Annotated in this window: 26 protein-coding genes; 15 read left to right on the top strand and 11 right to left on the bottom strand. The window is 72.7% G+C overall.

Annotated elements, in window-relative coordinates:
* Positions 1-138: 138 nt before the first annotated feature.
* Entirely contained in the window at positions 139-1083 is a 945-nt protein-coding gene (locus ACH4DX_RS02945) for a potassium channel family protein (RefSeq protein WP_398153754.1), read from the top strand.
* Here ACH4DX_RS02945 and ACH4DX_RS02940 read toward each other — a convergent pair.
* A complete protein-coding gene (locus tag ACH4DX_RS02940) occupies positions 1064-1480 on the bottom strand; it encodes a peptidase inhibitor family I36 protein (protein ID WP_398153753.1) in 417 nt (138 codons plus the stop codon). The genes ACH4DX_RS02945 and ACH4DX_RS02940 overlap by 20 nt on opposite strands.
* Before the next feature lie 403 nt (positions 1481-1883).
* Between ACH4DX_RS02940 and ACH4DX_RS02935 the strand changes: the two genes are divergently transcribed.
* Both ACH4DX_RS02935 and ACH4DX_RS02930 read left to right on the top strand, forming a co-directional pair.
* On the top strand, positions 1884-3095 hold the full coding sequence (locus ACH4DX_RS02935) for an alpha/beta hydrolase (protein WP_398153752.1): 1212 nt from the start codon (positions 1884-1886) through the stop codon (positions 3093-3095).
* Between the two features lie 75 nt (positions 3096-3170).
* Positions 3171-4034: a DUF4429 domain-containing protein gene (locus ACH4DX_RS02930; RefSeq protein WP_398153751.1), complete on the top strand. Its 864-nt coding sequence runs from the start codon at positions 3171-3173 to the stop codon at positions 4032-4034.
* Between the two features lie 19 nt (positions 4035-4053).
* Here ACH4DX_RS02930 and ACH4DX_RS02925 read toward each other — a convergent pair whose 3' ends face one another.
* Entirely contained in the window at positions 4054-4536 is a 483-nt protein-coding gene (locus ACH4DX_RS02925; RefSeq protein WP_398153750.1) for a MerR family transcriptional regulator, read from the bottom strand.
* Positions 4537-4621: 85 nt separating this feature from the next.
* Here ACH4DX_RS02925 and ACH4DX_RS02920 point away from each other — a divergent pair, with 85 nt between their 5' ends.
* A complete protein-coding gene (locus tag ACH4DX_RS02920; protein WP_398153749.1) occupies positions 4622-5110 on the top strand; it encodes a GNAT family N-acetyltransferase in 489 nt (162 codons plus the stop codon).
* Between the two features lie 19 nt (positions 5111-5129).
* Entirely contained in the window at positions 5130-5945 is an 816-nt protein-coding gene (locus ACH4DX_RS02915) for a serine hydrolase domain-containing protein (protein ID WP_398153748.1), read from the top strand.
* Between the two features lie 33 nt (positions 5946-5978).
* Here ACH4DX_RS02915 and ACH4DX_RS02910 read toward each other — a convergent pair whose 3' ends face one another.
* Complete coding sequence (locus ACH4DX_RS02910; protein WP_398153747.1) at positions 5979-6635, bottom strand: pirin family protein; 657 nt, start codon at positions 6633-6635, stop codon at positions 5979-5981.
* Positions 6636-6724: 89 nt separating this feature from the next.
* On the opposite strand from ACH4DX_RS02910, the gene fasR reads away from it, so the two are divergent.
* The 5 genes from fasR (at position 6725) to fabF (ending at position 11684) form a co-directional block, all read left to right on the top strand.
* Complete coding sequence (gene fasR, locus ACH4DX_RS02905) at positions 6725-7921, top strand: fatty acid biosynthesis transcriptional regulator FasR (protein ID WP_398154167.1); 1197 nt, start codon at positions 6725-6727, stop codon at positions 7919-7921.
* 89 nt (positions 7922-8010) lie between these two features.
* Positions 8011-8961 carry an ACP S-malonyltransferase gene (locus ACH4DX_RS02900; protein WP_398117217.1) on the top strand — a complete coding sequence of 317 codons (951 nt, stop codon included), beginning with the start codon at positions 8011-8013 and terminating at the stop codon, positions 8959-8961.
* A 16-nt stretch (positions 8962-8977) separates the two neighbouring features.
* Positions 8978-9985: a ketoacyl-ACP synthase III gene (locus ACH4DX_RS02895; protein WP_398117216.1), complete on the top strand. Its 1008-nt coding sequence runs from the start codon at positions 8978-8980 to the stop codon at positions 9983-9985.
* Between the two features lie 71 nt (positions 9986-10056).
* The gene (locus tag ACH4DX_RS02890; RefSeq protein ID WP_398117214.1) at positions 10057-10305 is read left to right on the top strand and encodes an acyl carrier protein; all 249 of its coding nucleotides are present in this window, start codon (positions 10057-10059) and stop codon (positions 10303-10305) included.
* 113 nt (positions 10306-10418) lie between these two features.
* Positions 10419-11684, top strand: coding sequence for a beta-ketoacyl-ACP synthase II (gene fabF, locus ACH4DX_RS02885; protein WP_398117212.1), 1266 nt, complete (start codon positions 10419-10421; stop codon positions 11682-11684).
* Between the two features lie 135 nt (positions 11685-11819).
* Here fabF and ACH4DX_RS02880 read toward each other — a convergent pair whose 3' ends face one another.
* The gene (locus ACH4DX_RS02880) at positions 11820-12314 is read right to left on the bottom strand and encodes a DUF3145 domain-containing protein (protein WP_398117210.1); all 495 of its coding nucleotides are present in this window, start codon (positions 12312-12314) and stop codon (positions 11820-11822) included.
* A 364-nt stretch (positions 12315-12678) separates the two neighbouring features.
* On the opposite strand from ACH4DX_RS02880, the gene ACH4DX_RS02875 reads away from it, so the two are divergent.
* On the top strand, positions 12679-13590 hold the full coding sequence (locus ACH4DX_RS02875) for an SGNH/GDSL hydrolase family protein (protein WP_398153746.1): 912 nt from the start codon (positions 12679-12681) through the stop codon (positions 13588-13590).
* 108 nt (positions 13591-13698) lie between these two features.
* Here the strand turns inward: ACH4DX_RS02875 and ACH4DX_RS02870 are convergent, their stop codons facing one another.
* Positions 13699-14574: an NAD(P)H-binding protein gene (locus ACH4DX_RS02870; RefSeq protein ID WP_398153745.1), complete on the bottom strand. Its 876-nt coding sequence runs from the start codon at positions 14572-14574 to the stop codon at positions 13699-13701.
* A gap of 255 nt (positions 14575-14829) precedes the next feature.
* On the opposite strand from ACH4DX_RS02870, the gene ACH4DX_RS02865 reads away from it, so the two are divergent.
* A complete protein-coding gene (locus ACH4DX_RS02865) occupies positions 14830-16068 on the top strand; it encodes a pyroglutamyl peptidase (protein WP_398154166.1) in 1239 nt (412 codons plus the stop codon).
* On the opposite strand, the gene ACH4DX_RS02860 is transcribed toward ACH4DX_RS02865, so the two are convergent.
* Positions 16055-16957 carry an EI24 domain-containing protein gene (locus ACH4DX_RS02860; RefSeq protein WP_398153744.1) on the bottom strand — a complete coding sequence of 301 codons (903 nt, stop codon included), beginning with the start codon at positions 16955-16957 and terminating at the stop codon, positions 16055-16057. The genes ACH4DX_RS02865 and ACH4DX_RS02860 overlap by 14 nt on opposite strands.
* Before the next feature lie 99 nt (positions 16958-17056).
* On the opposite strand from ACH4DX_RS02860, the gene ACH4DX_RS02855 reads away from it, so the two are divergent.
* Positions 17057-19636 carry a M14 family zinc carboxypeptidase gene (locus tag ACH4DX_RS02855; protein WP_398153743.1) on the top strand — a complete coding sequence of 860 codons (2580 nt, stop codon included), beginning with the start codon at positions 17057-17059 and terminating at the stop codon, positions 19634-19636.
* Between the two features lie 135 nt (positions 19637-19771).
* Here the strand turns inward: ACH4DX_RS02855 and ACH4DX_RS02850 are convergent, their stop codons facing one another.
* Together ACH4DX_RS02850 and ACH4DX_RS02845 are read right to left on the bottom strand one after the other, a co-directional pair.
* On the bottom strand, positions 19772-20200 hold the full coding sequence (locus ACH4DX_RS02850; RefSeq protein WP_398117201.1) for an organic hydroperoxide resistance protein: 429 nt from the start codon (positions 20198-20200) through the stop codon (positions 19772-19774).
* A gap of 121 nt (positions 20201-20321) precedes the next feature.
* The gene (locus tag ACH4DX_RS02845; RefSeq protein ID WP_398117199.1) at positions 20322-21356 is read right to left on the bottom strand and encodes an NADP-dependent oxidoreductase; all 1035 of its coding nucleotides are present in this window, start codon (positions 21354-21356) and stop codon (positions 20322-20324) included.
* Between the two features lie 172 nt (positions 21357-21528).
* Between ACH4DX_RS02845 and ACH4DX_RS02840 the strand changes: the two genes are divergently transcribed.
* Positions 21529-22023 (top strand): MarR family winged helix-turn-helix transcriptional regulator, encoded by a 495-nt coding sequence (locus ACH4DX_RS02840; RefSeq protein ID WP_398117197.1) that lies wholly within the window; start codon positions 21529-21531, stop codon positions 22021-22023.
* Positions 22024-22210: 187 nt separating this feature from the next.
* Here ACH4DX_RS02840 and ACH4DX_RS02835 read toward each other — a convergent pair whose 3' ends face one another.
* From ACH4DX_RS02835 to ACH4DX_RS02825, 3 genes are all read right to left on the bottom strand, one after another.
* Positions 22211-23005 carry a hypothetical protein gene (locus ACH4DX_RS02835; protein WP_398153742.1) on the bottom strand — a complete coding sequence of 265 codons (795 nt, stop codon included), beginning with the start codon at positions 23003-23005 and terminating at the stop codon, positions 22211-22213.
* 91 nt (positions 23006-23096) lie between these two features.
* On the bottom strand, positions 23097-24299 hold the full coding sequence (locus tag ACH4DX_RS02830) for a helix-turn-helix domain-containing protein (protein ID WP_398118054.1): 1203 nt from the start codon (positions 24297-24299) through the stop codon (positions 23097-23099).
* 182 nt (positions 24300-24481) lie between these two features.
* Complete coding sequence (locus ACH4DX_RS02825) at positions 24482-24610, bottom strand: hypothetical protein (RefSeq protein ID WP_398154194.1); 129 nt, start codon at positions 24608-24610, stop codon at positions 24482-24484.
* Positions 24611-24895: 285 nt separating this feature from the next.
* On the opposite strand from ACH4DX_RS02825, the gene ACH4DX_RS02820 reads away from it, so the two are divergent.
* On the top strand, positions 24896-25924 hold the full coding sequence (locus ACH4DX_RS02820) for a DUF3068 domain-containing protein (RefSeq protein WP_398117191.1): 1029 nt from the start codon (positions 24896-24898) through the stop codon (positions 25922-25924).
* Positions 25925-26153 lie beyond the last annotated feature (229 nt).

Raw genomic sequence — 26153 nt, 5'->3', positions numbered from 1 at the left:
GTGGGCGGGCGGGCCCCCCCCGGGGCCCCGGGGGGGGGGGGCGGGCGGCCGCCGCCCCCCCCCCCCCCCCCGGGGGGGGGGGGGGGGGGCCCCCCCGGGGGCCCCCCCCCCCGCGACTGCTTTTCCTACGATGCGCCCATGAAGGATGAGACGGCACAGCCACCGGGATCGGCGCGGGCGCTTTGCTCGGCGCAGCCACCTGGCTCGGCGGAGCTGCCGGGAACGGGGCAGCCGGAATCGGGGCAGCCGCCGGAACCTGCGCGGGCGGCGGAAGCCGCGCGGCCGGCGCAGATCCGCTGGGAGCGCCGCACCCAGCGCCCCCTGCTCGCCCTCGCCGTGGCGTTCGCCGTCGCCTACGCCGTGCCCATCGTGCGGCCCGGGGCGAGCGGCGCCGTGACGGGCGCCTGCGCCGCCGTGGAGTGGTTCGTCTGGGGCGCCTTCGGCGTCGACTACCTGGTGCGGCTCGCGCTCGCCGGGCACCGCGGGCGGTTCGTACGCACGCACTGGCTCGATCTGTGCGCCGTGATCCTGCCGATGATCCAGCCGCTGCGGCTGCTGCGGCTCGTCTCCACGCTGCTGCTCGTGGGACGGCGGGCCCGGATGGCGTCGCAGATCAAGCTGACGACGTATGTCGTGGGCGCGGTGGTGGGCCTGCTGATGTTCGGCTCGCTCGCCGTGCTCTCGGTGGAGCGGGAGTCGCCCGACGGCAACATCAAGACGCTCGGCGACGCCGTGTGGTGGTCGTTCACGACGATGACGACCGTGGGCTACGGCGACCACGCCCCGACGACCGGTCTCGGCCGGATCCTCGCCGTCGGCCTGATGCTGTCGGGCATCGCCCTCCTCGGTGTCGTCACGGCGAACATCGCGGCGTGGTTCATCGCCCGCTTCGAGAAGGACGACGCCGAGGAGCGCCGCAGGACCGCCGCGATCGAGGCCCTCACGGCGGAGGTGACGGCCCTGCGCGCGCAGGTGGACACCCTGGCCGGCGCCCTCGTGGCCGCGCCCGCGCCCCGCCGGGCCCCCGCCGCGGACCCCGGCGGGTGCGGCGGCGAGCCTCCGCTCAGCGCTCCCAGATCTTGACCGCCCGCACCCGGTAGGGCGACTCGGGCACCCAGGTGCCGCCGCCCGGATAGGTGTGGAACTCGGCCGTCTCCTCGCACTCGGCCGACTGATACGTCGTGACGGGACGGCCGGTGCGGTTGGCGAGGGACTGCGCGCCGCTCCCCGCGGGCAGCGGGATGCAGCTCTCGATGTCCGTGCCGGCCAGTTCGTGCAGATGTCGCTTGCCCTGGAAGCCCGGCTTCTGCCAGAGGCACAGCTCGCCCGGGCCGCAGCTGCCGAGCCGTGGCGGCCCCGCGGTGCCGGGCCCCGCGGCGCCCGCGTGCGTGGGCGCCGTGAGTGCCGCGGCCAGGGCCGCCACGGTCAGGGCCAGGACGGCCGCGCCTGCGGGCCGGACGGAACGCGTGGTCGTACGCATGTGGATCAACCCCCGTGTCATCGGGCAACACCCGTGTCGTGTCGCTCACTTGACGCCACTCTCGACCGTGGGGCACGGCGGCGAGAAGGGCTTCCCGCCAGGCTCACCCTGATAGGCGAAAGCCCCCCGAGCGGACCCGGAGCGCCCTCGTCGAGAGGCCGGGGCCAGGCGTCCGGGTTCGCCCCTGGGGGTTCCGACCGCACGGGGCGCGAGGACTGGCGCAAGGGCTGGTGCGAGGGCTGGCGCAAGGCCCGAGGGGCCGGCCGCCCCGCGCACGCGCCGCCCACAGAGCGTGACGAGAGCGCGTGGGAAGTGTCCGCTTCACCACAATCACCCCCCTGGAAACGTGATCTGCCTCACCCCGTGCACGGGGAGCATCACGATTCTCCTAGGGTGTCCCGCAGTGACTTCCTTCGACTCATCCCCCCAACTCGGTGTCTGGCGCGCTCTGCTCGCGCTCACCGTGGTGTTCATCATGCTCGCGACCACCGGCTGGACGGCCGTACGCCAGCACAGAGGCGACGCGTCGCCGCTCGAAGCCACGCTCTCCGCCTGGGAGCGCGGCCGCATCGACGGGCGCGACCTGCCCGACGCCGACGCCCCGGCCGCCCGGCTCGCGCACTTCTTCGCCTCGCTCACCGCACGTCAGAGCGCCAGGCTCGCCGCCCGCTACCCCCTCGCGGTCGGCAACATGAACGGCGCTCCCGTCGAGCTGCGCTACCGCGCGAACCGCATCGCCCTGCACCAGGCGCGCAGGGTCGAGCGCGACCGCATGCGCGACAACCGCCTCTCGCCGGTGGGCAAGCAGACGGCGGAGCGCCGGATGAAGCGCTTCGGTGTGATGATGCGGCGGCACCGGCAGGTCCTCGCCTTCGATCCGATGGGGTCGGGCCGCATGGCCGAGGTGATCGGCGACCTCTCCCGGGCCCGCAGGGTCTCGGTCGTGGTGCCCGGCGTCGACACCAACGTCCTCACCTTCGAACGCACCCAGCGCAAGTACGCGGCGCCCGTCGGCATGGCGCAGGCCCTGTACGGCGCGGAGCGCGGGGCCCGCCCCGGCACCCGTACCGCCGTGATCGCCTGGGCCGACTACACGACGCCCGTCGGCCTCGGTGTGGACGCCGCCACGTCCATGCGCGCCGACGACGGGGCCGAGCGCCTCGACTCACTGGTACGCGCGCTGCCCGGCCGGACCCCGGTGGCGCTGTACTGCCACAGCTACGGCTCCGTGGTGTGCGGAGTCGCGGCCCACCGGCTGCCGCCGCGGGTCACGGACATCGCGGTCGCCGGCAGCCCCGGCATGCGCTCCGACAGCGCGTCGGGGCTCGGCAGCCGGGCACGGATCTGGGCCGCACGGGACAACGACGACTGGATCCAGGATGTGCCGCACATGGAAGTCGGGGGGCTCGGCCACGGCGCCGACCCCGTCTCCGCGGGCTTCGGCGCGCGCGTGGTGTCCGCCGACCGGGCGCGGGGGCACACCGGTTACTTCGAGCCGGGCACGGACAGCCTCAGGAACTTCGCCGAGATCGGCGTGGGCGGCTACGACGGAGTGCGGTGTGCCGGTGGAGATGCGGCCTGCCGGGAAGGTATTTCCGCTACGTCAGCGGCCTGACGCGCGTAGAAATCGATGAAACAGCGGCCCGCCGCGGGAGAGACGGAGAAGCTCGTGCCGCATACGATGAGCCGCATGGGTGATGTACTGGCCGGATTCCACGCCGCCTGGGAGTTCGACACCGACTCCGTGCTCATCCGCTTCGAACGGGGGATCCGCACGCCGAAGCTGTTCCACGCTCTCGGCGAGCGCCGCATCCCCCATGAGGCGATCGCGGAGGTGACGCTCACACCGGGCAAGCGCGGGACGGCCGTTCTGCACGCCGTGCCGAGGCAGGGCGCCGATCCGTTGATGGAGGCGGCGGCGGGACAGCTCAAGGACGGCTCCGATCCGTACCGGCTTGTGCTGCCCGCGGAGCGCGAGACGCTCGCCGAGTACTACGCGGACGAACTGCGCGCCGTGCTCCCCGCGGCCGGCGACGAGCCCGCGGAGCGCCATCTGGTGGCCGCCCCCGAAGCGCCGTTGCAGTTCAAGGCGTACGACGGCAAGGCGTCCTTCGACGGCAAGTCGGTGGCCTTCCGCTGGTTCTGGACGGGGGCCTCGTCGGCGAAGTGGAAGGCGGGCGACCAGAGTTTCCAGGTGAGTGATCTGAGCGGGGTCGAGTGGCGCTCCCCCGAGGTCTTCGAGGGCCATCTGCGGCTGCTGCCACGCGACGCGGCGAACCGGCCCGCGCAGGCCGACCAGGACCCGGCGGCCGTCGTCTTCGGCCTCGGCTACGGCCCGGTGCACGAGTCGCTGCCGTTCGCCGCGTCGGTCCTGGCGGCGGTGCGCGCCTCGGGCCCCGCCCCCGCCGTGATCCCCGCCGCCGCCCCGGCCGGGCGGCGCGACCCCGCCGACATCGCCGACCGCATCCGGCACCTCGGCGAGCTGCACGGAGCGGGCCTGCTCACCGACGACGAGTTCACGACGAAGAAGGCGGAGCTGCTCGCGGAGCTGTGAGGCTCCCGGGCTCCTACTCCTACCGCGCCCCGGTCCGTGCGGCGCCCGCCGGGTGGTCGGAGTAGATGTCGATCTTGTGGTCGAGGACGGCGAGCGTGTCCTGGAGCTCCGCGATCCGGGCCAGTACGTCGCGGCGGGTCCGCTCGAGCAGTTCACGGCGCCGCCCGAACGTCTCCTCGCCCTCGCGCACCAGCTCGGCGTAGCGCACCATGTCGGCGACGGGCATGCCGGTCAGGCGCAGCTTGCCGACGAGGTTCAGCCAGTCCAGATCGCGGTTGCGGTAGCGGCGCTGGCCCGTGTGGGAGCGGTCGACGTGCGGCATCAGGCCGATCCGCTCGTACCAGCGCAGGGTGTGCGCGGTCAGACCGGTCACCGCGACGACCTCGCTGATCGTGTAGTGGTCCCGTCCGTCCGGGCGCGGGTGGGGAGGCGGGGGTGTCGCGCAGGCGTTTGGCCCTGCCACGTCCCGGGCGGGTGCGGGGGTTGTCTCCATCACCGTCATGGCCCCACGCTAGGTCCTTGGAGTGCACTCCAAGCAAGGGAAAATCGCAGGACGGCGCGGGGAGCCACTGGCTAGCGTGCGCCCCATGAGTCTCGTACGCCGTGCCGAACCGAAGGACGCCGAGGAAGTCGTCAGGCTCCGCCAGGTGATGATCGACTCCGTGCGCACGCTCGACGGTACGCTGCCGCCGGCGTCCGTCACCGACTGGCAGGCGGCGTCCCTGCCCACCCTGCGCCGGCGCCTCGCCGAGCCCGGGGGCGACTTCGCGGTGTTCGCCGTCGACCACCCCGAGCGGCCCGGCGGCCTCGCGGCGACAGCGGTGGGCACCCTGGAGTACCGCATCGGCCGCTCCGGCAACCCGCACGGCGTCGCCGGGTACGTCTTCAGCGTCGCCACGGACCCCGGGATGCGCCGCCGCGGCTTCTCCCGCGCCTGTGTGGAGGAACTCCTCGCGTGGTTCCGCGAGCGCGGCGCGCGCCAGGTGGGCCTCACCACGTCGGCCGACGCCGAGGGCCTGTACGCCTCGCTCGGCTTCGTCCGCAAGCCCGACCCCTATATGCAGCTGAAGCTGTAGGGCGCCTAGGCTCGTGCCCATGCAGAGCCTGGCGTTGATCGAGAACTGGCCGGTACCGACCGCTGCCGCCGCCGTCGTCCGAGCGGACGGCACCGTCGCCGGGACGCGCGGCCCCACCGGGCACCGCTTCGCCCTCGCCTCGGTGACCAAGCTGCTCACCGCGTACGCCGCGCTCGTCGCGTACGAGGAGGGGGCGATCGAGCTCGACGAGCCCGCGGGGCCGCCCGGCTCGTCCGTGCGGCACCTGCTCGCGCACACCAGCGGTCTCGCCTTCGACGAGCACCGGGTGACGGCGGAGCCGGGGACGCGGCGGCTGTACTCCAACGCCGGTTTCGAGGTGCTCGGCGACCACATCGCCAAGGCGACCGACATCCCCTTCGCCGACTACCTGCGGCAGGCCGTGCTCGAACCGCTCGGGATGGCCTCGACGTTCCTCGCCGACGACGGCTCGCCCGCGAAGGACGGGGTGTCGACCGTGGACGACCTCGTGCGGTTCGCCGCGGAGGTGCAGTCGCCCCGGCTGCTCGACGTGCGGACCGTGGCGGAGGCGATGTCCGTGGTGCACCCCGGGCTCAAGGGGGTGCTTCCGGGGTACGGGCACCAGAACCCCAACGACTGGGGGCTCGGGTTCGAGATCCGGGACGGGAAGTCGCCGCACTGGACGGGGGGTTCGTCGTCCCCCCGTACCTTCGGGCACTTCGGGCAGGCCGGGACGTTCCTCTGGGTCGATCCCGACGCGGGGGTCGCGTGTGTGGCGCTCACCGACCGGGCCTTCGGGGAGTGGGCCGTCGAGGTGTGGCCGGTCCTCACGGACGCGGTGCTCGCCGAGCTCTGAGTCCGGTGCGCGGGAGGGGGCGGGTCCGGCGGGCTAGGACATCTCCCACAGGAGCAGTTCCGCCCTGTCCGCGTACGAGATGACGTCCAGGTCCGCTTCCCCGGTGACGCGGGCCGCGTCGCCGGGGGCCAGTTCCTCCTCGCCCAGGGACACCTCGCCGCGGATCACGTGGACGTACACGGCCGGGGCCGGTGGGATCGCCGTGCGTTCGCCGGGGGCCGGCCTGCGTACGTGCAGCAGGGCGCCCGCGGCCGGGACGGCGTAGGGGGTGGAGTCGGCGATGCCGCGGACGACGTCGTACACGGGATCGCCGCCGGGCCGCACGGGGGCCAGCCACATCTGGAGGAAGACCAGCGGTTCGGGGCCCGCGTTGCGTTCGACGTGCCGGACCCCGGAGCCCGCGCTGAGGTGCTGCACGTCGCCGGGGCGGACGACGGACTCATGGCCCGCGGAGTCGCGGTGGGTCAGTTCGCCCGAGACGACCCAGGTGACGATCTCGGTGTGGCTGTGCGGGTGTTCGTCGAAGCCCGCGCCCGCCGCGAGGTGCTCCTCGTTGCAGGCGAGCAGCGCGCCGAAGCGTAGGTTGTCGGGGTCGTAGTGGGGCCCGAAGGAAAAGGCGTGGAAGGAGGCGATCCCCGCCGCGGGATCGCCTCCCGGATACCGCTCACCGGAGCGCCGGACATCAATCACGCCCCCCACGGTAGACCCGGCCCCGCACGCCGCCGTCCCGATAAGGCAGTCTTGTCCCCGTGCCCGAACCCTCAGCGAACGAAGCCCACCTGGCCGCCGGTGCCGGCTCCCCGCGCGGCGGCCGCGCGCACGCGCACGCCGCCACGCTCCGACGTCTGGAGAAGTCGTCCGGCAGCCTGGCCGCGCAGGCGATCGCGCGCATGGACGAGACGCTGTCCTGGTACCGGGCCATGCCACCGGAGAACCGCTCCTGGATCGGCCTGGTCGCGCAGGCCGGCATCGCCGCGTTCACCGAGTGGTTCCGGCACCCCGACGCCCCGCAGGCGATCTCGACGGACGTCTTCGGCACGGCGCCGCGCGAACTGACCCGGGCGATCACGCTGCGGCAGACCGTGGAGATGGTGCGGACCACCATCGAGGTCATGGAGTCGGCCATCGACGAGGTGGCCGCGCCCGGCGACGAGTCGGTCCTGCGCGAGGCGCTGCTCGTCTACGCCCGCGAGATCGCCTTCGCCACCGCGCAGGTGTACGCGCAGGCCGCCGAGGCACGCGGTGCCTGGGACGCGCGCCTGGAGTCGCTCGTGGTGAACGCGGTGCTCTCCGGGGAGGCCGACGAGGGCGCCGTCTCCCGAGCCGCGGCGCTCGGCTGGAACTCGCCCGACCACGTCTGCGTGGTCCTCGGCACCGCGCCCGACGGTGACAGCGAACTCACCGTCGAGGCCATCCGCCGGGCCGCCCGGCACGCGAAGCTCCAGGTCCTCACGGGTGTGCTCGGCACCAGGCTCGTCGTCATCGCGGGCGGCGACGACAATCCGCTGGCCGTGGCGAAAGCCCTGATCGGACCGTATGCGACGGGTCCGGTGGTGGCCGGGCCCATCGTGCCCGACCTGCTGGCGGCCACCCGCTCCGCGCAGGCCGCGGCCGCGGGCCTGAAGGCGTGCGGCGCCTGGCAGGACGCACCGCGCCCGGTGCTCGCGGACGACCTCCTGCCCGAGCGCGCCATCGCGGGTGACCCGGCGGCCCGTGATCAGCTGGTGGAGGAGATCTACAGACCACTGGAGGAGGCCGGGTCCGCGCTCCTGGAGACGCTCAGCGTCTATCTCGAACAGGCGAGCAGCCTGGAGGGCGCCGCCCGGATGCTCTTTGTGCATCCCAACACCGTGCGCTACCGGCTCCGACGTGTGACTGACGTCACCGGATGGTCGCCTTCGGATGTGCGGTCCGCGTTCACGCTGCGGATCGCGCTGATCCTGGGACGTCTCGCCGACGGAGATCACCAGGCCTGACTCTTTGTCGGGGCTCTACAATTCCCTCAGCTGTTCTTCGTCCCTGTCCCCACGGGCGGTTCGTACTGTCCACAAGAGAGAGTGTGAGAGTGCTCGTACTCGTCGCTCCCGGCCAAGGCGCTCAGACGCCCGGCTTCCTGACTCCCTGGCTCGACCTCCCCGGCGCCGCCGACCGGCTCGCCGCCTGGTCGGACGCCATCGGGCTCGACCTCGCCCACTACGGCACCCGGGCCGACGCGGACGCGATCCGTGACACCGCGGTGGCGCAGCCGCTCCTGGTCGCTGCCGGACTGCTGTCCTCTGCGGCACTCGGTGACATCCGGCCGGGCGCCGTCGCAGGGCACAGCGTCGGCGAGATCACGGCGGCCGCGTACGCGGGAGTCTTCTCCGAGGACGCCGCCCTGGGCTTCGTCCGCACGCGCGGCCTGGCCATGGCGGACGCCGCGGCCGTCACCGAGACCGGCATGGCGGCGCTGCTCGGGGGCGACCCCGAGGTCACCCTCGCGCACCTGGAGAGGCTCGGCCTGACCCCGGCGAACGTGAACGGCGCGGGCCAGATCGTGGCCGCCGGCACCGCCGAGCAGCTTGCCGCGCTCGCCGACGACAAGCCCGAGGGCGTGCGCAAGGTCGTACCGCTGAAGGTCGCGGGCGCGTTCCACACGCACCACATGGCTCCCGCGGTGGCGACGCTGGAGGAGGCCGCCAAGGGCCTCGACGTCGCCGACCCGAAGCTGACGTACCTCTCCAACAGGGACGGCAAGGCCGTCACGCAGGGCTCCGACGTCGTGGCCCGCCTGGTCGGCCAGGTCGCCAACCCGGTCCGCTGGGACCTGTGCATGGACACGTTCCAGGAGCTGGGAGCGACGGCGCTCATCGAGGTGTGCCCCGGCGGCACCCTCACCGGTCTCGCCAAGCGTGCCCTGAAGGGCGTCAGGACGCTCGCGGTGAAGACGCCCGACGACCTCGACGCCGCCCGCGAGCTCATCGCCGAGACGGCCGCCGCGGACGCCGCCGGCACCGCCGACGCGGCGGATGTCTGAGAAGGAGCTGGAGAGCATGGCGAAGATCAAGCCGAGTCGGGGCGCCGCGTACGCGCGCATCATGGGCGTCGGTGGCTACCGCCCGACGCGCGTGGTGCCCAACGAGGTCATCCTGGAGAAGATCGACTCGTCCGACGAGTGGATCCGCTCCCGCTCCGGCATCGCGACCCGGCACTGGGCCTCCCCCGACGAGACCGTGGCCGCGATGTCCGTCGAGGCCGGCGGCAAGGCGATCGCCGACGCGGGCATCACGCCCGAGCAGATCGGCGCCGTGATCGTCTCCACCGTCTCGCACTTCAAGCAGACCCCGGCCGTGGCGACCGAGATCGCGGACAAGCTCGGTACGGGCAAGCCCGCCGCGTTCGACATCTCCGCGGGCTGCGCGGGCTTCGGTTACGGCCTCACGCTCGCCAAGGGCATGATCACCGATGGGTCCGCCGAGTACGCTCTGGTGATCGGCGTGGAGCGGCTCAGCGACCTGACCGACCTGGAGGACCGCGCGACGGCCTTCCTGTTCGGTGACGGCGCCGGTGCCGTCGTCGTCGGCCCCGCCAAGGAGCCGGCGATCGGCCCGACGGTCTGGGGCTCGGAGGGCGACAAGTCCGAGACCATCAAGCAGACCGAGTCCTGGGAGGCGTACCGCGAGGGCGGCGTCGCCCCGGCGAAGTTCCCCGCCATCACGCAGGAGGGCCAGGCGGTGTTCCGCTGGGCCGTGTTCGAGATGGCGAAGGTCGCCCAGCAGGCCCTCGACGCGGCCGGAATCACCGCGGCCGACCTGGACGTCTTCATCCCGCACCAGGCCAACATGCGGATCATCGACTCGATGGTGAAGACTCTGAAACTGCCGGAGCACGTCATGGTCGCCCGTGACGTGGAGACCACCGGCAACACCTCGGCCGCCTCGATCCCGCTCGCGATGGAGCGGCTTCTGGCGACCGGTGAGGCGAAGAGCGGCGACACCGCGCTCGTCATCGGCTTCGGGGCGGGTCTCGTGTACGCCGCCACGGTCGTTACCCTCCCCTAGGCACCCGTGGGGATCTTCGGATCCGCGCGGATGCCGTCACACCCTCTGGATACACACGAAGGAGCGCCAACATGGCCGCCACTCAGGAAGAGATCGTCGCCGGTCTCGCCGAGATCGTCAACGAGATCGCCGGCATCCCGGTCGAGGACGTCCAGACGGACAAGTCCTTCACCGACGACCTGGACGTCGACTCGCTGTCCATGGTCGAGGTCGTCGTCGCCGCCGAAGAGCGCTTCGACGTGAAGATCCCGGACGACGACGTCAAGAACCTCAAGACGGTCGGCGACGCGACCAAGTACATCCTGGAGCACCAGGCCTGATTCCGGCTCGAGCCCGATGACCGGGTCTCGCGCCGTCCGGGCTCATGCCGGCCGCCACCCGGCGGTGGCGCCGCCGCATCCGCATCTGAACCAACCGTGGAGAGAGAAATCCAGTGAACTCGACCAATCGCACCGTGGTCGTCACCGGTATCGGCGCAACCACACCGCTGGGTGGCGACGCGGCCTCTACCTGGGAGGGCCTGCTCGCCGGGCGCTCCGGGGTCAGTCTTCTCGAGCAGGACTGGGCCGCTGACCTGCCGGTCCGGATCGCCGGCCAGATCGCCGTCGAACCGACCGAGATCATTCCGCGTCCGCAGGCCCGCAAGCTCGACCGCTCGGCGCAGTTCGCGCTGATCGCGGCCGACGAGGCCTGGAAGGACGCGGGCTTCACCGGCAAGGCCGGCGAAGAGGGCAACACCGTCGAGCCCGACCGGCTCGGCGCGGTCATCGCCTCCGGCATCGGCGGCGTGACCACCCTCCTCGACCAGTACGACGTACTGCGGGAGAAGGGCGTGCGCCGCGTCTCGCCGCACACCGTCCCCATGCTGATGCCCAACTCGCCCGCGGCGAACGTCGGCATCACCCTCGGCGCCCGCGCCGGGGTGCACACCCCCGTCTCGGCGTGCGCGTCGGGCGCGGAGGCCATCGGCTACGCCATCGAGATGATCCGCACCGGCCGCGCCGACGTCGTGGTCGCGGGCGGCACCGAGGCGGCCGTCCACCCGCTGCCGATCGCCGCGTTCGGCAACATGATGGCGATGTCCAAGAACAACGACGACCCGCAGGGCGCCTCCCGCCCCTGGGACGTCGACCGCAACGGCTTCGTGCTCGGCGAGGGCGCGGGCGTCGTCGTCCTGGAGTCCGAGGAGCACGCCAAGGCCCGTGGCGCCCGTATCTACGCGGAGGCCGTCGGCCAGGGCATCTCGGCGGACGCCCACCACATCACGCAGCCCGAGCCGTCCGGCAACGGCATCGCGCAGGCGTTGCAGAACCTGGTCGACAACACCGGTCTGAAGCCCGCCGAGATCGCGCACATCAACGCGCACGCCACCTCGACCCCGCAGGGCGACATCGGTGAGATCAAGGCGCTGCGCCAGGCGTTCGGCGACGACGTCGACCACATGGCGATCGCCTCGACGAAGTCGATGACCGGTCACCTCCTCGGCGGCGCCGGCGGCATCGAGACCGTGGCCACGGTCCTCGCGCTGCACCACCGCATGGCTCCGCCCACCATCAACATCGAGAACCTCGACCCCGAGGTGGACGCGGACATCATCCGCAGCGAGGCGCGGGCGCTGCCCGAGGGCACGATCGCGGCCCTGAACGACTCGTTCGGCTTCGGCGGCCACAATGTGGTCCTCGCCTTCCGCACGGTGTAGTCACCGTCGGACACCCGCACCACACAGGTAGCGCAGAAAGGCCCACCCGGTCCCGCCGGGTGGGCCTTTCCCGTACCTGCATCGCGTACCTGCATACCGTGCCTGCGTCCCGTACCTGCATCCCGTACCCGGGGTTCAGACGACCTGGTGGAGCCAGCGCACCGGGGCGCCCTCGCCCGCGTACCGGAAGGGTTCGAGTTCGTCGTCCCAGGGCTTGCCGAGGAGCCCCGCGATCTCGGCCTCCAGGTCGCCCTCGCCGCGCTGGGAGCGGGCGAGGGCCGCGCGCAGCCGGTCCTCCGGGATCAGGATGTCGCCGTGGATGCCGGTGACGGCGTGGAAGATGCCGAGGCGGGGAGTGGCGCTGTAGCGCTCGCCCTCGGCGGCCGTGCTCGGTTCCGCCGTGACCTCGAAGCGCAGCAGATCCCAGCCGCGCAGCGCGGAGGCGAGCTTGGAGGCGGTGCCCGCCGAGCCCTTCCAGGAGAACTCGGATCTCCAGGTGCCGGGCGCCGCGGGCTGTCGGATCCAGTCGAGGCTGACGCGTGCGCCGAGTACGCCCGCGACGGCCCATTCGACGTGCGGGCACAGCGCGCGCGGTGCGGAGTGCACGTACAGAACTCCACGTGTCGTCACCGGGACCTCCAGTGTGGGACGAGGTGCGCCTTCCCCAGCGGCCTCGCGCCCGTGCCGAGCGATATTCCCCAAAAGCGGGGAAAGTCAAGAAAAGGGGACAGATGTGACGTGATGTAATTTAGCGGAACCGAGAAAACCGGGTGCCACTGGGTGGCGAGGCTACCGTGCGGCGAGGCAAGGAGTGTGACGTACGGTCGGTCCGCAGGCCGGGAAACTCCCAGGTTTCACTCGCTGGGAGGCCCATGAACCCCCGGTTGGGTGTCCCAGGGGCGGTTCAGGGACATAAGGGCAGGCGACGGGACGCAACCCGGAGGGCTCGGGTGACGTCACGTTGGACGACAGAGGCGACACAAAGGGGACGACGATGCGGAATTCACGGCACCGCAAACGGGCCGCCGTCGCCCTCGCGACGGCGGCCCTCACCGGCGTCGCGACGCTCACCGCGTGCGACGCGTCCGGCGACGGTTCCCCGGTACCGGGCGGACCCTCGGCGCAGGACCGTGCGGCGCCCGGGCCGACCCGGGTGTGGGACACCTCACCGCGTTCCGTCGCCGCCGTCGGCGACTCCATCACCCGCGGCTTCGACGCCTGCTCGGTGCTCTCCGACTGCCCCGAGGTGTCCTGGGCCACCGGCAGCGACGAGGGGGTGCGCAGCCTCTCGCAGCGGCTGCTCGGCAAGCAGCGGGCGGCGACCCACAGTTGGAACCACGCCAAGACCGGCGCGCGGATGGCGGACCTGCCGGACCAGATGACCCGGGCCGCGGCCCGCGACCCCGAACTCGTGACGGTGATGGTGGGCGCCAACGACGCCTGCCGTTCGTCGGCCGACGACATGACCTCCGTCGCCGACTTCCGCACCGACTTCAGGGACGCCCTGAGCACCCTGCGGCGCGCCCGGCCGAAGGCGCAGGTGTACGTCTCCAGCGTGCCCGACCTCAAGCGCCTGTGGTCCGAGGGGCGCACCAACCAGCTGGGCAAGCAGGTGTGGAAGCTCGGGATCTGCGCGTCGATGCTGGCCGACGCGGACTCCATGGACCGCGCGGCGACCCAGCGGCGGCAGTCGGTGCAGGACCGGGTCGTGGCGTACAACAAGGTGCTGAAGGACGTGTGCGCCAAGGACCTGCGCTGCCGGTACGACGGCGGGGCCGTGTTCGACTTCCGCTTCGACGGGGACCAGTTGAGCCACTGGGACTGGTTCCACCCGAGCAAGGACGGGCAGTCGCACCTCGCGGACATCGCCTACCGGGCCGTGACCGCCGCCCGGCCGCGGGATTAGCGGACGGGCGGCGGGCCCCGGGCGGCCCGTGCGCGGGCCTGCGCGAGCGGACCTGCGCAGGTGGGCCCGCTTATATGGGCCTGCGCTTGTGAGCCCGCGCGTGTGGGCCTATCGGAACGACTCGGCGTGCTCACGGGCCCAGTCGGTGTACGTGCGGGCCGGGCGCCCGGTGACGCGGGGCACCGTGTCGATGACCGTGCGGCCCTCCGGCGGAGTGTTCTTGTAGACGTCGAGCAGCCAGGCGATCGTGCTCTCGTCGTGCCCCTCGGCCCGCATCCCCGCGGCGGCCTCCTCCTCCGTGAGTTCGACGAGCGCGATGTCGCCGCCGCGCGCCTCGGCGAGCACGGCCACCTTCTCGGTGACCGTGAGCGCCTGGGGGCCCGTCAGGAGGTACTCCTGCCCCGCGTGGCCGTCCTCGGTGAGGGCGACGGCGACCACCGCCCCGATGTCGCCCTCGTGCACCAACGCGCTGACCCGGTCGACGAACGGTGCCCGCACCGTGCCTTCGGCGCGCACGGGCTCCGCCCACTCCAGGCTGTTCGCCATGAACTCGACCGGCATGACGACGGTCCAGTCGAGCTCGCCCGCCCGCACCGCGTCCTCCAGCGGCGACGGGCCGCCGCCGTTGAGGACGGTGACCCGGCGCACCCCCGCCGCGCGGGCCAGGGCGAGGATCTCCGGCCCGGTCGCGAGGGGTTCGTAGGCGCCGGAGAAGGTGATCAGGTGCAGGCCCGTCACGCCCTCCAGGGCGGCCTTGAGGCCCGCGGGCTCGCGCAGGTCGCCCTGGACCGCCTCGACGCCCTCGGGGAACGACGCCTTCGACGCGTCGCGGGTCAGCGCGCGGACCCGCTGCCCGCGCTCCAGGAGTTCGCGGACGACCTCGCGGCCGACGGTGCCGGTGGCGCCGGCGACGAGGTGGAGGTCCTGGTGGGCGTTCTGGTGGGCGTTCTCGTGGGCGTTCTGGTGCTGCGGTGTCTTCGTCATGTCCCCGAACCTAGGGAGGCTTGCGGTCAGTTTCGGTCCGCAAGTGCCGGGCGTACCTGGTGTCCTCGTGGGCCAGGTCCTGGTCGGGCGGCTCGGGGCGGTGGGTGGCCGTCGCCGCACTTTTCGGCGCCGCAAAGCATGGCGCCGAACGCTTCCGCCCCGGGATACTTCCGCCATCTCACCTGCAACGGAAGGACTCACGTGGCTTCGTCCCCCACCCCCGGGATATCAGGCCGCCGGCTCGGCGCCTGCGGCGTGTTCGGTGCCGTGCTGCTCGCCGGGGCCCTCGTCCCGCCCGCCGCGGCCGCCGACACCGCGCGGGCCGGTGCGCCCACCGTCGAGGAGCAGCGCCTGGACCGTGCCGCCCCGCAGGAGATCCTGCGGCGCAGCGGATTCGACGGCGTGGCGCCCGGCTTCGCGCGGGACCTGGAACGGGTCCGCTCCTACGCGCAGGCCCGGCACCTGGTCGGACACGAGGGGCAGTCGCTGTGGCGGCGGGCCGTGGACCGGGCGCAGGGCCGCGGCCCCGTGCGCGGCGACCTCAGCAAGGACGACGACCGGCCGCTGTACTGGGCGCGGCTCGGGATGACGCGGGCGCTGCGCGCCTGGGAGCCGCGCGGCTTCGGCCTCGACGACGCACGGCGGCAGCGGCTGCTCGCGGACCTGGAGACGACGTCCCGCGGCCAGGACACCGTCCGCTACCCGAAGGGCAAGGGCGGCAAGGGAGTCAAGCGGGTCCTCGTGACCGGCTTCGACCCGTTCACGCTCGACCGCGACACCCGCATCAGCAACCCCTCGGGCGCCACCGCGCTCGCCCTGGACGGCACCGTCGTACGGACCGCCGAGGGGCCCGTACGCATCGAGACGGCCGTGTTCCCGGTGCGCTGGACGGACTTCGAGCGGGGCACGGTGGAGCGGGTGCTCCGGCGGCAGCTGCCGCACGTCGACCTGTTCACGACCGTGAGCCAGGGCCGGGTCGGCAAGTTCGACATCGAGCGGACCAACGGGGCCTGGCGGGGCGGGTTCGGGGACAACGAGAACCTGTCACGGACGGAGACCGTCCCGGTGTCCGACCCCGCATCGCAGCCGCAGTGGACGACGACCACGCTGCCGTACAAGGACATCGTCGCGGCGGACACCGGGCGCTTCCCCGTGTACGACAACACGGCCGTGACGGAGATCCCCGCGGGCGGCACCACGCCGGTGCAGCGCCCCGACGGGCCGACGCCGGGTTCGACGGCCCGCGCGGGCGGCGGCGGCGACTACCTGTCCAACGAGATCGCGTACCGCGCCACGCTCCTGCGCGACCGCCTCGGGCTGCACGACCGGCTGCCCGGCGGTCATGTGCACACGCCGGTGCTCCAGTTCGGCGCCGGGAACACCGACCCGGCGACGGGTCGGGTCACGGACGCGGAGTTCGTGCGCAACCGCGTCGACATCATCGGGCAGGTGCGGCGGATCGTCGTGACGGCCGTGGTCGCTAGCGGCCGGTAGGGGCGCCGCCGCCCGCCGGGTGCGGGGCCCCGCCCACGGCACCCGTGACACCCGCACCGCCGCCCGCCGTACCCGCGGGGTCCGCCGGGTCCGCGGCGCCGTCGGGGTCGTCGGCGTTGTCGGGGTCGTCGGGGTCGTCGGGGTCGTCGGTGGTCTCGCCCATGAGGTCCCGCGCCATCAGCGTCGCCCCGGCGACCGCGCCCGGCATCAGGAACACGGCGACGAACGGCACCAGGAAGAAGACCGCGAGCGGGGCGCCGAAGCCCCAGGCCAGGGTCTTGCGGGCGCGGAGCAGGGCCAGGCGGTCGCGCAGCCGTACGCCACGGCGTGCGAGCGCGACCGCCGTCAGCTCCTCGACGAGGAAGAAGCCGGTGACGAAGAAGCCGACGACGGGGATCACGGTCTGGCCGACGACCGGCAGGAAGCCGAGGCCGAACAGGAGCACGCCCCACACCGCGGCCCGCACCACGATGCGCAGGCTGTCGCGTACGGAGACGAGCAACTCGCGCCAGAGCGGCAGTCCGGACTCGGGGGCGAACCCGGCGACGGAGATGTCGACCTGCTCGGACAGCGACTCGTAGAAGGGTTCGCCGATCACCAGCGTCACCGCGGTGAAGGTCACCACGGACAGGAGCAGTGCCAGGGCGAAGAGCAGCGCGGTCAGGAAGCCGCGGAACAGGCCGCTCCACGGGTCCGACCAGTCGTCGGCGAACGGCGTCGCCCAGGACACCAGGTCCGTGCCCCACAGCACGAGCGCGACGAGCGCACCCGCGTACAGGACGAGGGTGATGAGCCCCGGCAGGAGCCCCCACCCGAACTGCTTGCCGTGCTGGGCGACCCAGCGCTGTCCCTTCACCAGATAGCCGAAACCCCGGCCCAGTTCACGCATGCGGCACACACTATCCCCCTTGTTGTCAGCCGTTTCAGCCTGTAGACCTCCCGTACTGATCTCTCGGGTCGGCGCCCGACCCATGTTCCGGAGGTACGTATGGGCATATCCCGGCCGCCCAGAGCCGTGACGCTGACCGCGTCGGCCGCCGCGGGCACCTTGTTGTTCACCGTGCTCACCCCGGGCGGTGCCAGTGCCGACCCGGCGCCGCGCCCGGTGACCCGCGACCAGGCCCCGCTAGGCGACCCCGACCGGGCCGCCCGGGCGCCGGAGGGCGCCGCGGCCCGCGCGCTCGACGACGCGTCCGCGCCCGCGCCCGCCCGCGGCGGCGCCGAGCGCGGCTACCCGCGTGAGCGCCGCCTCCCCGCGGTCCCCAAGAACCCGGCCGACAGGTCCATCAAGCTGGGCCTGACCCCCTACCACGCCATCGCCCCGGAGCTGAACCGGATCCAGGGCATCGGCGACCGCGTGAGCGTGGAGATCGCTGGGCGCTCGGCCGGGGGCCACGACCTGTATCTGGTGACGGTGACCGCGCCCGAGTCGGCGCGCGAGGCGGCCCGGCAGCGGCGGATGCGCGAGCGCATCGAGAACGAGCCCGCCGCTGCCGCCGCGGACAAGGCGCTGAAGTCGGCGTACAAGGCACCGGTGTTCATCAACAACAACATCCACGGCAACGAGTGGGAGGGCACCGACGCGGCCCTGAAGCTCATCGAGAGGCTGGCGCGGGCGAAGGACGCGAAGACCCGCGACCTGCTCGCCCACCACCGTCTCTACGTCAACGTCACCATGAACCCCGACGGCCGGATCGCGGGCACCCGCGAGAACGCGGGCGGCTTCGACCTGAACCGGGACTTCGTCACCGGGAGCCAGCCCGAGACGCGCGCGGTGCGGCGGATCGCCATCGACAAGCAGCCCACGATGATGATCGACCTGCACGGGTACGTGAACGGCACGCTCATCGAGCCGACGACCCCGCCGCACGGCGAGAACTACGAGTACGACCTGTTCCTGAAGAACAGCTACGGCAACGCCCTCGGCATGGAGAAGGCCGTCAACGGCCTCGGCTACACCGAGGAGAAGGACGGCGTGCGGCCCGCCGTCATCCCCTTCCGCGACCAGGAGGAGGGCTGGGACGACTGGCCGCCCGTCTTCACCCCGCAGTACATGCCCTTCCACGGCGCGGTCGCGGCGCACACCGTCGAGTTCCCGATGCAGGTGAACAACGAGGAGTACGACGCCCTGCCGGTGCGGGAGCTGCGCCGCCGCTCGGCCGTCAACACGGACATCGCGGGCGCGGCCATGACGGCGACCCTGGACTACGCGCGCGACCACCGGCGGTCGCTGATCGCCGACCAGATCGAGGTGTTCCGGCGCGGTGCCGCGGGGGCCGCTCCGGTGGAGGTCTCCGAGGAGACGGTGCCCGGCGTGCCGGGCATCGGCCCGGAGGACGTCTACACGGCCGAGTTCCCGCGTGCGTACGTGATCCCGGCCGCGGGTCGCGGACAGCGCTCCGGTACGGCGGCCGCCCGCCTCGTGGACCATCTCCTCGCCAACGACGTCCGGGTGCGGCGCGCCACCGAGGACTTCCGGATCGGCGGCAAGCGGTACGAGAAGGGCGCGTACGTCGTCGACATGCGCCAGCCCAAGCGGGGCATCGCGAACGTGCTGCTCGCGGACGGCCGTGACATCAGCGACAAGGTGTCCGTGATGTACGACATCTCGGGCTGGAGCCTGGGCCGGCTGTGGGGCGCGACCGTGCGGTCCGTGCCGAGGGGGAACCCCGCCGCGGTGCCCTCGCGCGCGGTCCAGGCCGCGGCCGGGACCGCCCGTGTGGCGCCGCGCGGTGACCTGCGGCTGCGGCTCGACGACCCGCGTGAGGTCGCCGCGCTCAACTCCCTCGTACGGGACGGCGTCACGGTCCGGCGCCTGAAGGACGGCGGTGTCCTCGTGCCGGGCTCCGCGCGGCGGGCCGCCCGGGGCGTGGCGGAGAAGTACGGCGTGGCGTTCTCCGCGACCACCGCGCGCGGCGGCGAGAAGGTGCGGCGCACGCGCGTCGCCGCCGCGGTGACGCCCGGGGAGCTGTTCGCGCTGCGGGAGATGAACTTCGACGTGGTGCCGGTGTCCACGGCCGCCCTCAACGACGGCTTCGACTGGCGCCGGGCCGATGTGCTCTTCGTGTCCGCGGGACTCGACCGCGCGGACCTCGGGCCCGCGGCGCGCGAGCGGCTCGACGCGTTCCTCGCCGGGGGCGGCGGGCTCGTCGGGCGGGGCGCGGTGGGTGCCCGCCTGAACTCCGCCGCGAAGCTGCTCCCCGTCACAGCCGTACGGGGCAACGGGGACGCCAACGGCGTGGTGCGGGTGCGCAACGCCGGGGGTGCCGTGGCCGGTTCGGGGGCCGGGTACGGCTTCGTCTACGCGCCGATGTGGTTCACCGGGCTCGGGGCCGGGGTCCGGGTCGAGCAGGCCTACGCCGGTGGCAGGCCGCTGGTGTCGGGGCACTGGCGGGCCGACTCGTCCGGGAACGGGGGGCCCGCGGATGCCGCCGGTGAGGCTTCCGTCGTGAGCGGGGTTTCCCCGGACGGGGCCCGGGTGGTCCTCTTCGGTACGGAGCCCTTGTTCCGGGGGCACCCGAAGGGGGTGTTCGCCGAGGTGGGGCGGGCGCTGTTCGCTGTGCGCTAGGCCCTGACGGGGGGTCCCCAGCGGGGCTCCCCCCCAGACCCCGCTCCCGAACGCCGGAGGGCTGGAACCCCGCCGCGGCGGCAGGGTTCCAGCCCGTCCGGCGTTCGAGGACGAGGCGCGCAGCGCCGATGGGCGTCAGCCGACCTTCAGGTCCACCTTGATGTTGCCGCGAGTGGCGTTGGAGTAGGGGCAGACCTCGTGGGCCGCCTCCACGAGGGCCTTGGCCGTCGCGGCGTCCACGTTCGGGATGGACGCGGTGATCTCGACCTCGAGGCCGAACCCACCGGCGTCGGTGGAACCGATGCCGACCTTCGCGGTCACCGTGGACCCGGAGATGTCGGCCTTCTCCCGGCGGGCGACGACACCGAGCGCGCCCTGGAAGCAGGCGCTGTACCCGGCGGCGAAGAGCTGCTCGGGGTTGGTGCCCGCACCGCTGCCGCCCATCTCCTTCGGCGGGTTGACGACGACGTCGAGCTTGCCGTCGTCGCTGGCCACGCGGCCGTCACGGCCGTTCTCGGCGGTGGCCACGGCGGTGTACTTGACGTCGATCTTCTGGATGGTCATGACTGCCGACTCCTCCTGGGATGTGCCGCGTCGCGCGCCCGCCGACCCGGCAGAGTGGAATTACTTTATCGGATGGTGAAAGAGATCTCGGGGCCCCGGCCGACTCGGCCGACCGGGCGCCTCACGCGTCGAGGGCGACGATCATCTTTCCGGTGTTCTCGCCGCGCAGCATCCCGAGGAACGCCTCGACGCCGTTCTCGACGCCGTGCGCGACGGTCTCGTCGTACTTGAGCTCCCCGGACCGCACCCAGGCGCCTACCTCGCGCACGAACTGCGGCTGGAGGTCCTGGTGGTCCTGGACCAGCATGCCCTGGAGGCGCAGCCGCTTGCCGATGACCATGGCCATGTTGCGCGGGCCCGGGGTCGGCTCCGTGTCGTTGTAGCCCGCGATCATGCCGCAGATGGTGACGCGGCCGTGCGGGTTCAGGCGGCTGATGGCGGCCTCCAGGTGGTCACCGCCGACGTTGTCGAAGTAGACGTCGATGCCGTCGGGCGCGGCCTCCTTGAGCTGCTCGACGACCGGGCGCTCGTCGCGGTAGTTGAAGGCCGCGTCGAAGCCGTACTCCTCGGTGAGGAGCTTGACCTTCTCGTCCGAGCCTGCCGAGCCGATGACGCGCGACGCGCCCTTGAGCCGGGCGATCTGGCCGACCTCGGAGCCGACGGCGCCGGCCGCGCCGGAGACGAAGACCGCGTCGCCCTCCTTGAAGGACGCGACGTCGAGCAGGCCCGCGTACGCCGTCAGGCCCGTCATGCCGAGCACGCCGAGGTACGCCGACAGCGGGGCCGCGTCCGGGTCCACCTTCGTGGCGTGCTGCGCGGGCACCGACGCGTACTCGCGCCAGCCCGCGAAGTGCAGCACGTGGTCGCCCGCAGCGAAGCCGTCCGCGTCCGACGCCACGACGACGCCGACCGCGCCGCCCTCCATGGGCTTGTCGAGCTGGAACGGCGGGATGTACGACTTCACGTCGTTCATGCGGCCGCGCATATAGGGGTCGACCGAGAAGTACAGGTTCCGGACGAGCACGCGGCCCTCGGCCGGGGCCTCCACCGGGACCTCGCGGAGCGCGAAGTCCTCCGGGACCGGCCAGCCGTGCGGGCGGCGCACGAGGTGCCAGGCGCGACCGGTGGCCGGGAGCTGCTCGGGGGTGACGGACATGGGGGCGTCCTCCTCAGGCTTCGAGCCGTGATGCTTCTTGGGGGGCTGGACAGTTCATGCGGCTTGATGCTTCATGCGGCTTGATGCTTCATGCGGCTTGATGCTTCACGTTCTGAAATAAGCATGCGCTTTGATATTTCATGTTGTCAAGTATTTGGGTACCCTGGCGGGCATGGTCACCCAGAAGCCGGGCACTGCCGACTCCCGGACCACCGAGTCCCGGGCCGCAGCCTCCCGGACCGATCCGCTGACGCTCGAGGTCGTCGAGCTCATCGGCTCCGTCGTGGCGCGGTACTACGAGGAGTACGACATCGCCGCGGGCAAGCACGCCCTGACCGGCGCGCAGGCACGCGTGCTCGGGCTCCTTTCCCTGGAGCCGATGCCCATGCGTCGCATCGCGCAGAAGCTCAAGTGCGAGCCGTCGAACGTCACCGGCATCGTGGACCGCCTGGAGGCCCGCGGGCTCGTCGAGCGGCGGCCCGACCCGGCCGACCGGCGCGTGAAGCTGGCGGCGCCGACCGAGGAGGGGCTCGCCACCGCGCGCAGCCTGCGTGAGTCCCTCGACTTCGCCCGGGAGCCGCTGGCTGAGCTCTCCCGCGCGGAGCGCGTGTCGCTGCGCGGGCTTCTGCGGAGGATGCTCGGGGAGGACACTCCGACCGCCCCTTGAGGGGGAGCTGTGCCCCGTCAGGGGCGCGGGGAACTGCGCGCTCAGCGCGGGGAACTGCGCGCTCAGCGCGGGGAACTGCGCGCTCAGCGCGCGACAAGCCGCAGACGCGTCCGCCGAGTGACTGTGCGGACGCGTCTGCGGCTTCTTCGTGGTTGCTCGCACGGTTCCCCGCGCCCCTTGCTGGACGCTATGTGCACCACCACAGGAAGCGGTGGCACGTCTTGGTCGGGGTGGGGGCCGGGGTGGGGGTGCTCGGGGGGTTCGTGGTGGAGGGGTGCGGGTCGGGGTCCGGGTCCTGCGGGGCGGTTGTGGGGCGGCCGGACGAGGGGTCGGGCGCGGGACCGCCGGAGGTTCCGCTTCCGGCGGGGGCGGGCTCGGAGGCACCGCCCCCGGAACCGCCGTCCCCCTGCCCGCCCTCGGCGCCCTTGCCGTCCCCGCCGCGACCCTCGTCCCCGCCCTTGTCCTTCCCCGTGCTCTTCTTCCTGTCCTTGGCACCCCCGGCACCGGGGGTGCCCCCCGCGTCGGAATCCGACGGCGAAGGAGAACCCGAGGAGGACACCGGCTCCGCCGTGTCCCCGGCCCCCGCCGCACCCGGGGTGCCTCCGCGCACGTCCGGGGACGCCGCCCGGTCCGGCCCGGACGCCGTACGGGGGTCCCGCGCGGCGGACTCGGTGCCGAGTTCGGCGAGGCTCAGGCCACCCGCGGCGAGCACGACACCCGTGGCGACGAGGAGCAGTGTGCGGCGTCCGCGCCGGTGCTGGGCCGCCTTGCGCGCCCGCTCCCGGCGGCGGCCACGGCCCCCGGACCCGCCGCTCCTGCCGGGCGGCACCCGCTCGCCGTCCGCCTCGTCGACGGCGTCCGGCCGTTCCTCCCGGGCGGCGACGGCCTCCGCGTACCGGCGACAGGCTTCGGCCGGGGTGCCGCACCCCGGGCAGGCGAGGGCGCCGTTGAGGTGCCTGTGGCACGCGTGGCAGTAGTCCATGAGGCATGGAGGCTAGGCGCCACGCCGGTACGGAGGATGCGGGCGCTGTGAAGGTTGTGTGCGGAAGAGAACCTCCGGCATGCCGTGCGCGTCACGCCCTGCCGAGCTCGCCCCGCAGCCTGCGGGCCCGCAGTACCAGTTCCAGCTCGAAGCGGCGGTCCGGGTCGTCGACCTCGTCGCCCCACAGTTCCCTTATCTGCCGCAACCGGTAGCGCACCGTCTGCGGGTGCACACCGAGCCGCGTGGCCACCTCGGGGGCGCCGCCCCGCGTTTCGAGCCAGGCGAGCAGGGTCTCGGCGAGGCGGCGGCCGTGCGCGGGCCCGCAGTGGTCGAGGGGGGCGAGGCAGCGGCGCGACAGGTCCTCCATGAGCTCCTCCGGCTGGAGCAGGACGAGGGCCTCGGTGTGCTCGGTGCAGTACAGGACCTCACCGGAGGGAAGCAGTCCGCGCTCCATCAGGCCGACCGCCGCCTCGGCCCAGCGCAGCGACTTGGCGGCGTCGGCGAGCGGCACGGGCGGACCGATGGCCCCGGACCAGCCGGTCATGGCGCGGCGGAGCAGTTCGGGGCGGCCGGCGGCGTCCGGCTCCGGCACGACCATGCGGGGCTGCTCGGCCTCCATGTCGAGCAGGACGCCCTCGCCGACGGCGGGTGCGACGGCCTCGCGGGCGGGGCGCAGGAGCACGCCGACGGCGACGCGTTCGGGCAGCTGCCAGCCGACGCGGGCGGCGCGTTCGTCCAGGCCGTTCTCGGCACCGAGCGCGGAGGCCGCCGAGGTGTCGGGGCGGCGCTCGGAGAGCAGCAGCTCCATGAGTTTGCGCTGGAGTCGCAGGCGCTCACCGGCCTGCCGGGCGGCGGCTTCGGCGTAGCCGCGTACCGACTGGTCGACCAGGCCGTCGAGGTACTCGAAGCCGGACTCGGCGAGCTCGTACATGGCCGGCGGGGGGATCTCGGTCTGCTGGCCGATCTCGGCGAGGCGGCGCCAGGCGAGCCGGACGCCGAGGCGGTAGATGGCCTGGAGCGAGTCGAGGCTGCGGCCGTTGAGGCCCTCGCCGCGGCCGAACTCCTGGAAGACCTCGGGGTGGTAGCGCGGTCGGCCCTCGCGGGTCGCGAGCTGCTGGACGAAGCCCTCCAGGGCGCGGCGGATGCCGATGAGCGCCATGGGCTCGCCGGAGTCGTCGAGGACGACGGGCAGGCCGGGGTACTCCGCGCGGATCTCGCGCAGGATGTCGTCGGCGAGCGCGGGCACCTCCTCCAGGGCTAGCGCGGCGAACCTGCGCACCTGGAGCGGCGGCACGTCGCGCCAGGCCGAGCGCGCGGGAGCGGCGGCCCGGCCGGGGGCCTCGGCGGGGTCCCGGCCCGGGTCGCGAGCGGCGTCCTGCGCGGCGTCGTGAGCGGCGTCGTGAGCGGCCTCCCGGACGGAATCCGGGTCACCGGAGACGCCTGCCGGGACGCTTTCGAAGATCGCGCCCACGTCGCTCACTGCTCCTGCCGGTCCCGGCCGGGGTCCTCGTAGTGCACGAGGGGCCGGTTGGGCTGGTCGGGCGTGGCGTCGAGGAGCGCGACAACGCCGACCGCGGCGCCCACGGCGAGAGCCGCGGCGGCCACAACGGTCAGTGTGGCGGCGAAAAGACGGTGCATACGAGGGTCGGCCTCTCTGCTGGAGGTTGTCCCCACACCCTGCCCGCAGGGGCCCAGTGTCGACAACGCATTGACACTGCGTCAAGGGTCCGCCTAGCGTTCGCGACCCATACGGGTCAGTAACTCCGTGGAAACGCCGCCGCAGCCTTTCGGACATTCCGGCGGCGCCCATGCCTCACCAGACTCCAACTCCCCAGTAATTCAGCACAGTTGACTCACGTCCCCTGTTCGCCCTCATGGCAGGAGCGCCGGATGCCGCGCCGCACAGCCTCGCCCTTGTCCTTGGTCCTGCTCGGCCTGGGTGCCTTTCTGCTCGTCCTGGCCCCACTCCTCGCCTGGTACGTGGAGCCGCGCGCCAAGCGCACCCCCGTCGACACCGACCAGATCACCGTGTTCCGCGGCACGGGCAGCTACTTCGACACCGAGAAGATCAAAACCGTGCACGACCAGCGCCTGACCATCACGCGCCAGGTGCGCGGCGATGTCGGGGACAGCAACAAGAAGCGCGCGGTGTGGGACGTGTCGACGTCCGTGGACCCGGACAAATCGTTGCCTGCGGCCGATCCCCATGACTCGCTGCAATGGACGCTCGAACGCTGGGTGACCGACCGGAAGACGAACAGACCGGTGCACTGCTGCGGCGAGAAGCCGCACTTCGAGGGCGAGGCGTACCTGAAGTTCCCCTTCGACGTCGAGAAGCGCACCTACCTGTGGTGGGACAACACGCTCGGCGCCACCGTGCCGCTGACCTACCGCGGCCCGAAGAAGATCCAGGGCTACGAGGGCTACCGGTTCACCGGTTCCGTGCAGGCCACGAGGACCGGCACCCGGCAGGTGCCGGGGCGCCTCATCGGCCTGCGGCAGGGCCAGGTGCTCGCCGAGGAGTGGTACGCCAACCACGGCATCGAGCTGGTCGCCGACAAGCGCACCGGCCGGATCATCTACGCCGCGATCGGCCCCCGCAAGACGCTGCGGGCCCCTGGCGGCAAGAAGGACCGGACGGTGCTGCTCGACAGCCGGAAGGTCGCCTTCACCAAGAAGACCCAGCAGGAGCAGGTGGAACTCGCGGACGACGACAGCTCACGACTGAAACTGGTGGGCACGACGCTGCCCCTGGTGTTCGTCTTCGCCGGCGGGGCACTCGCGCTCGTGGGCGGCATTCTCGTCGCCCGGGGGCGGGAGGCAAGGGCGAACGGGTCCCGCGAGGACGGGCCGGGGCCGGATCCGGAGGGTCCGCATTCCGGTACGTCCCCATCCGCCCTGCAACACAGCACGATGTGATGAGACGTCAGGTCTAAGAAGGGCCGAAATTGTCACCCCGGTGAGTAGCCGCACCGTTCGGTGACACGAAAACTATCCACACCATCAGCGCACAGTCCCCGCACAGTCCCCGCACCACCGGGCCCCACCCCGGACCTGTCCAGGCTTCGCCGTTCACCCCCGTTCGCCCGCGTTCAGCCCTGCTCAACCCCGTTCAGCCCTGTTCATCCCTGTTCGCCCCCACGGTTCC

The organism is Streptomyces sp. NPDC017940 (assembly GCF_044328435.1).
Taxonomy (GTDB): Bacteria; Actinomycetota; Actinomycetes; order Streptomycetales; family Streptomycetaceae; genus Streptomyces.
Note: the sequence above shows the minus strand (reverse complement) of the source record. Positions and strands in the feature narration are given on the sequence as shown.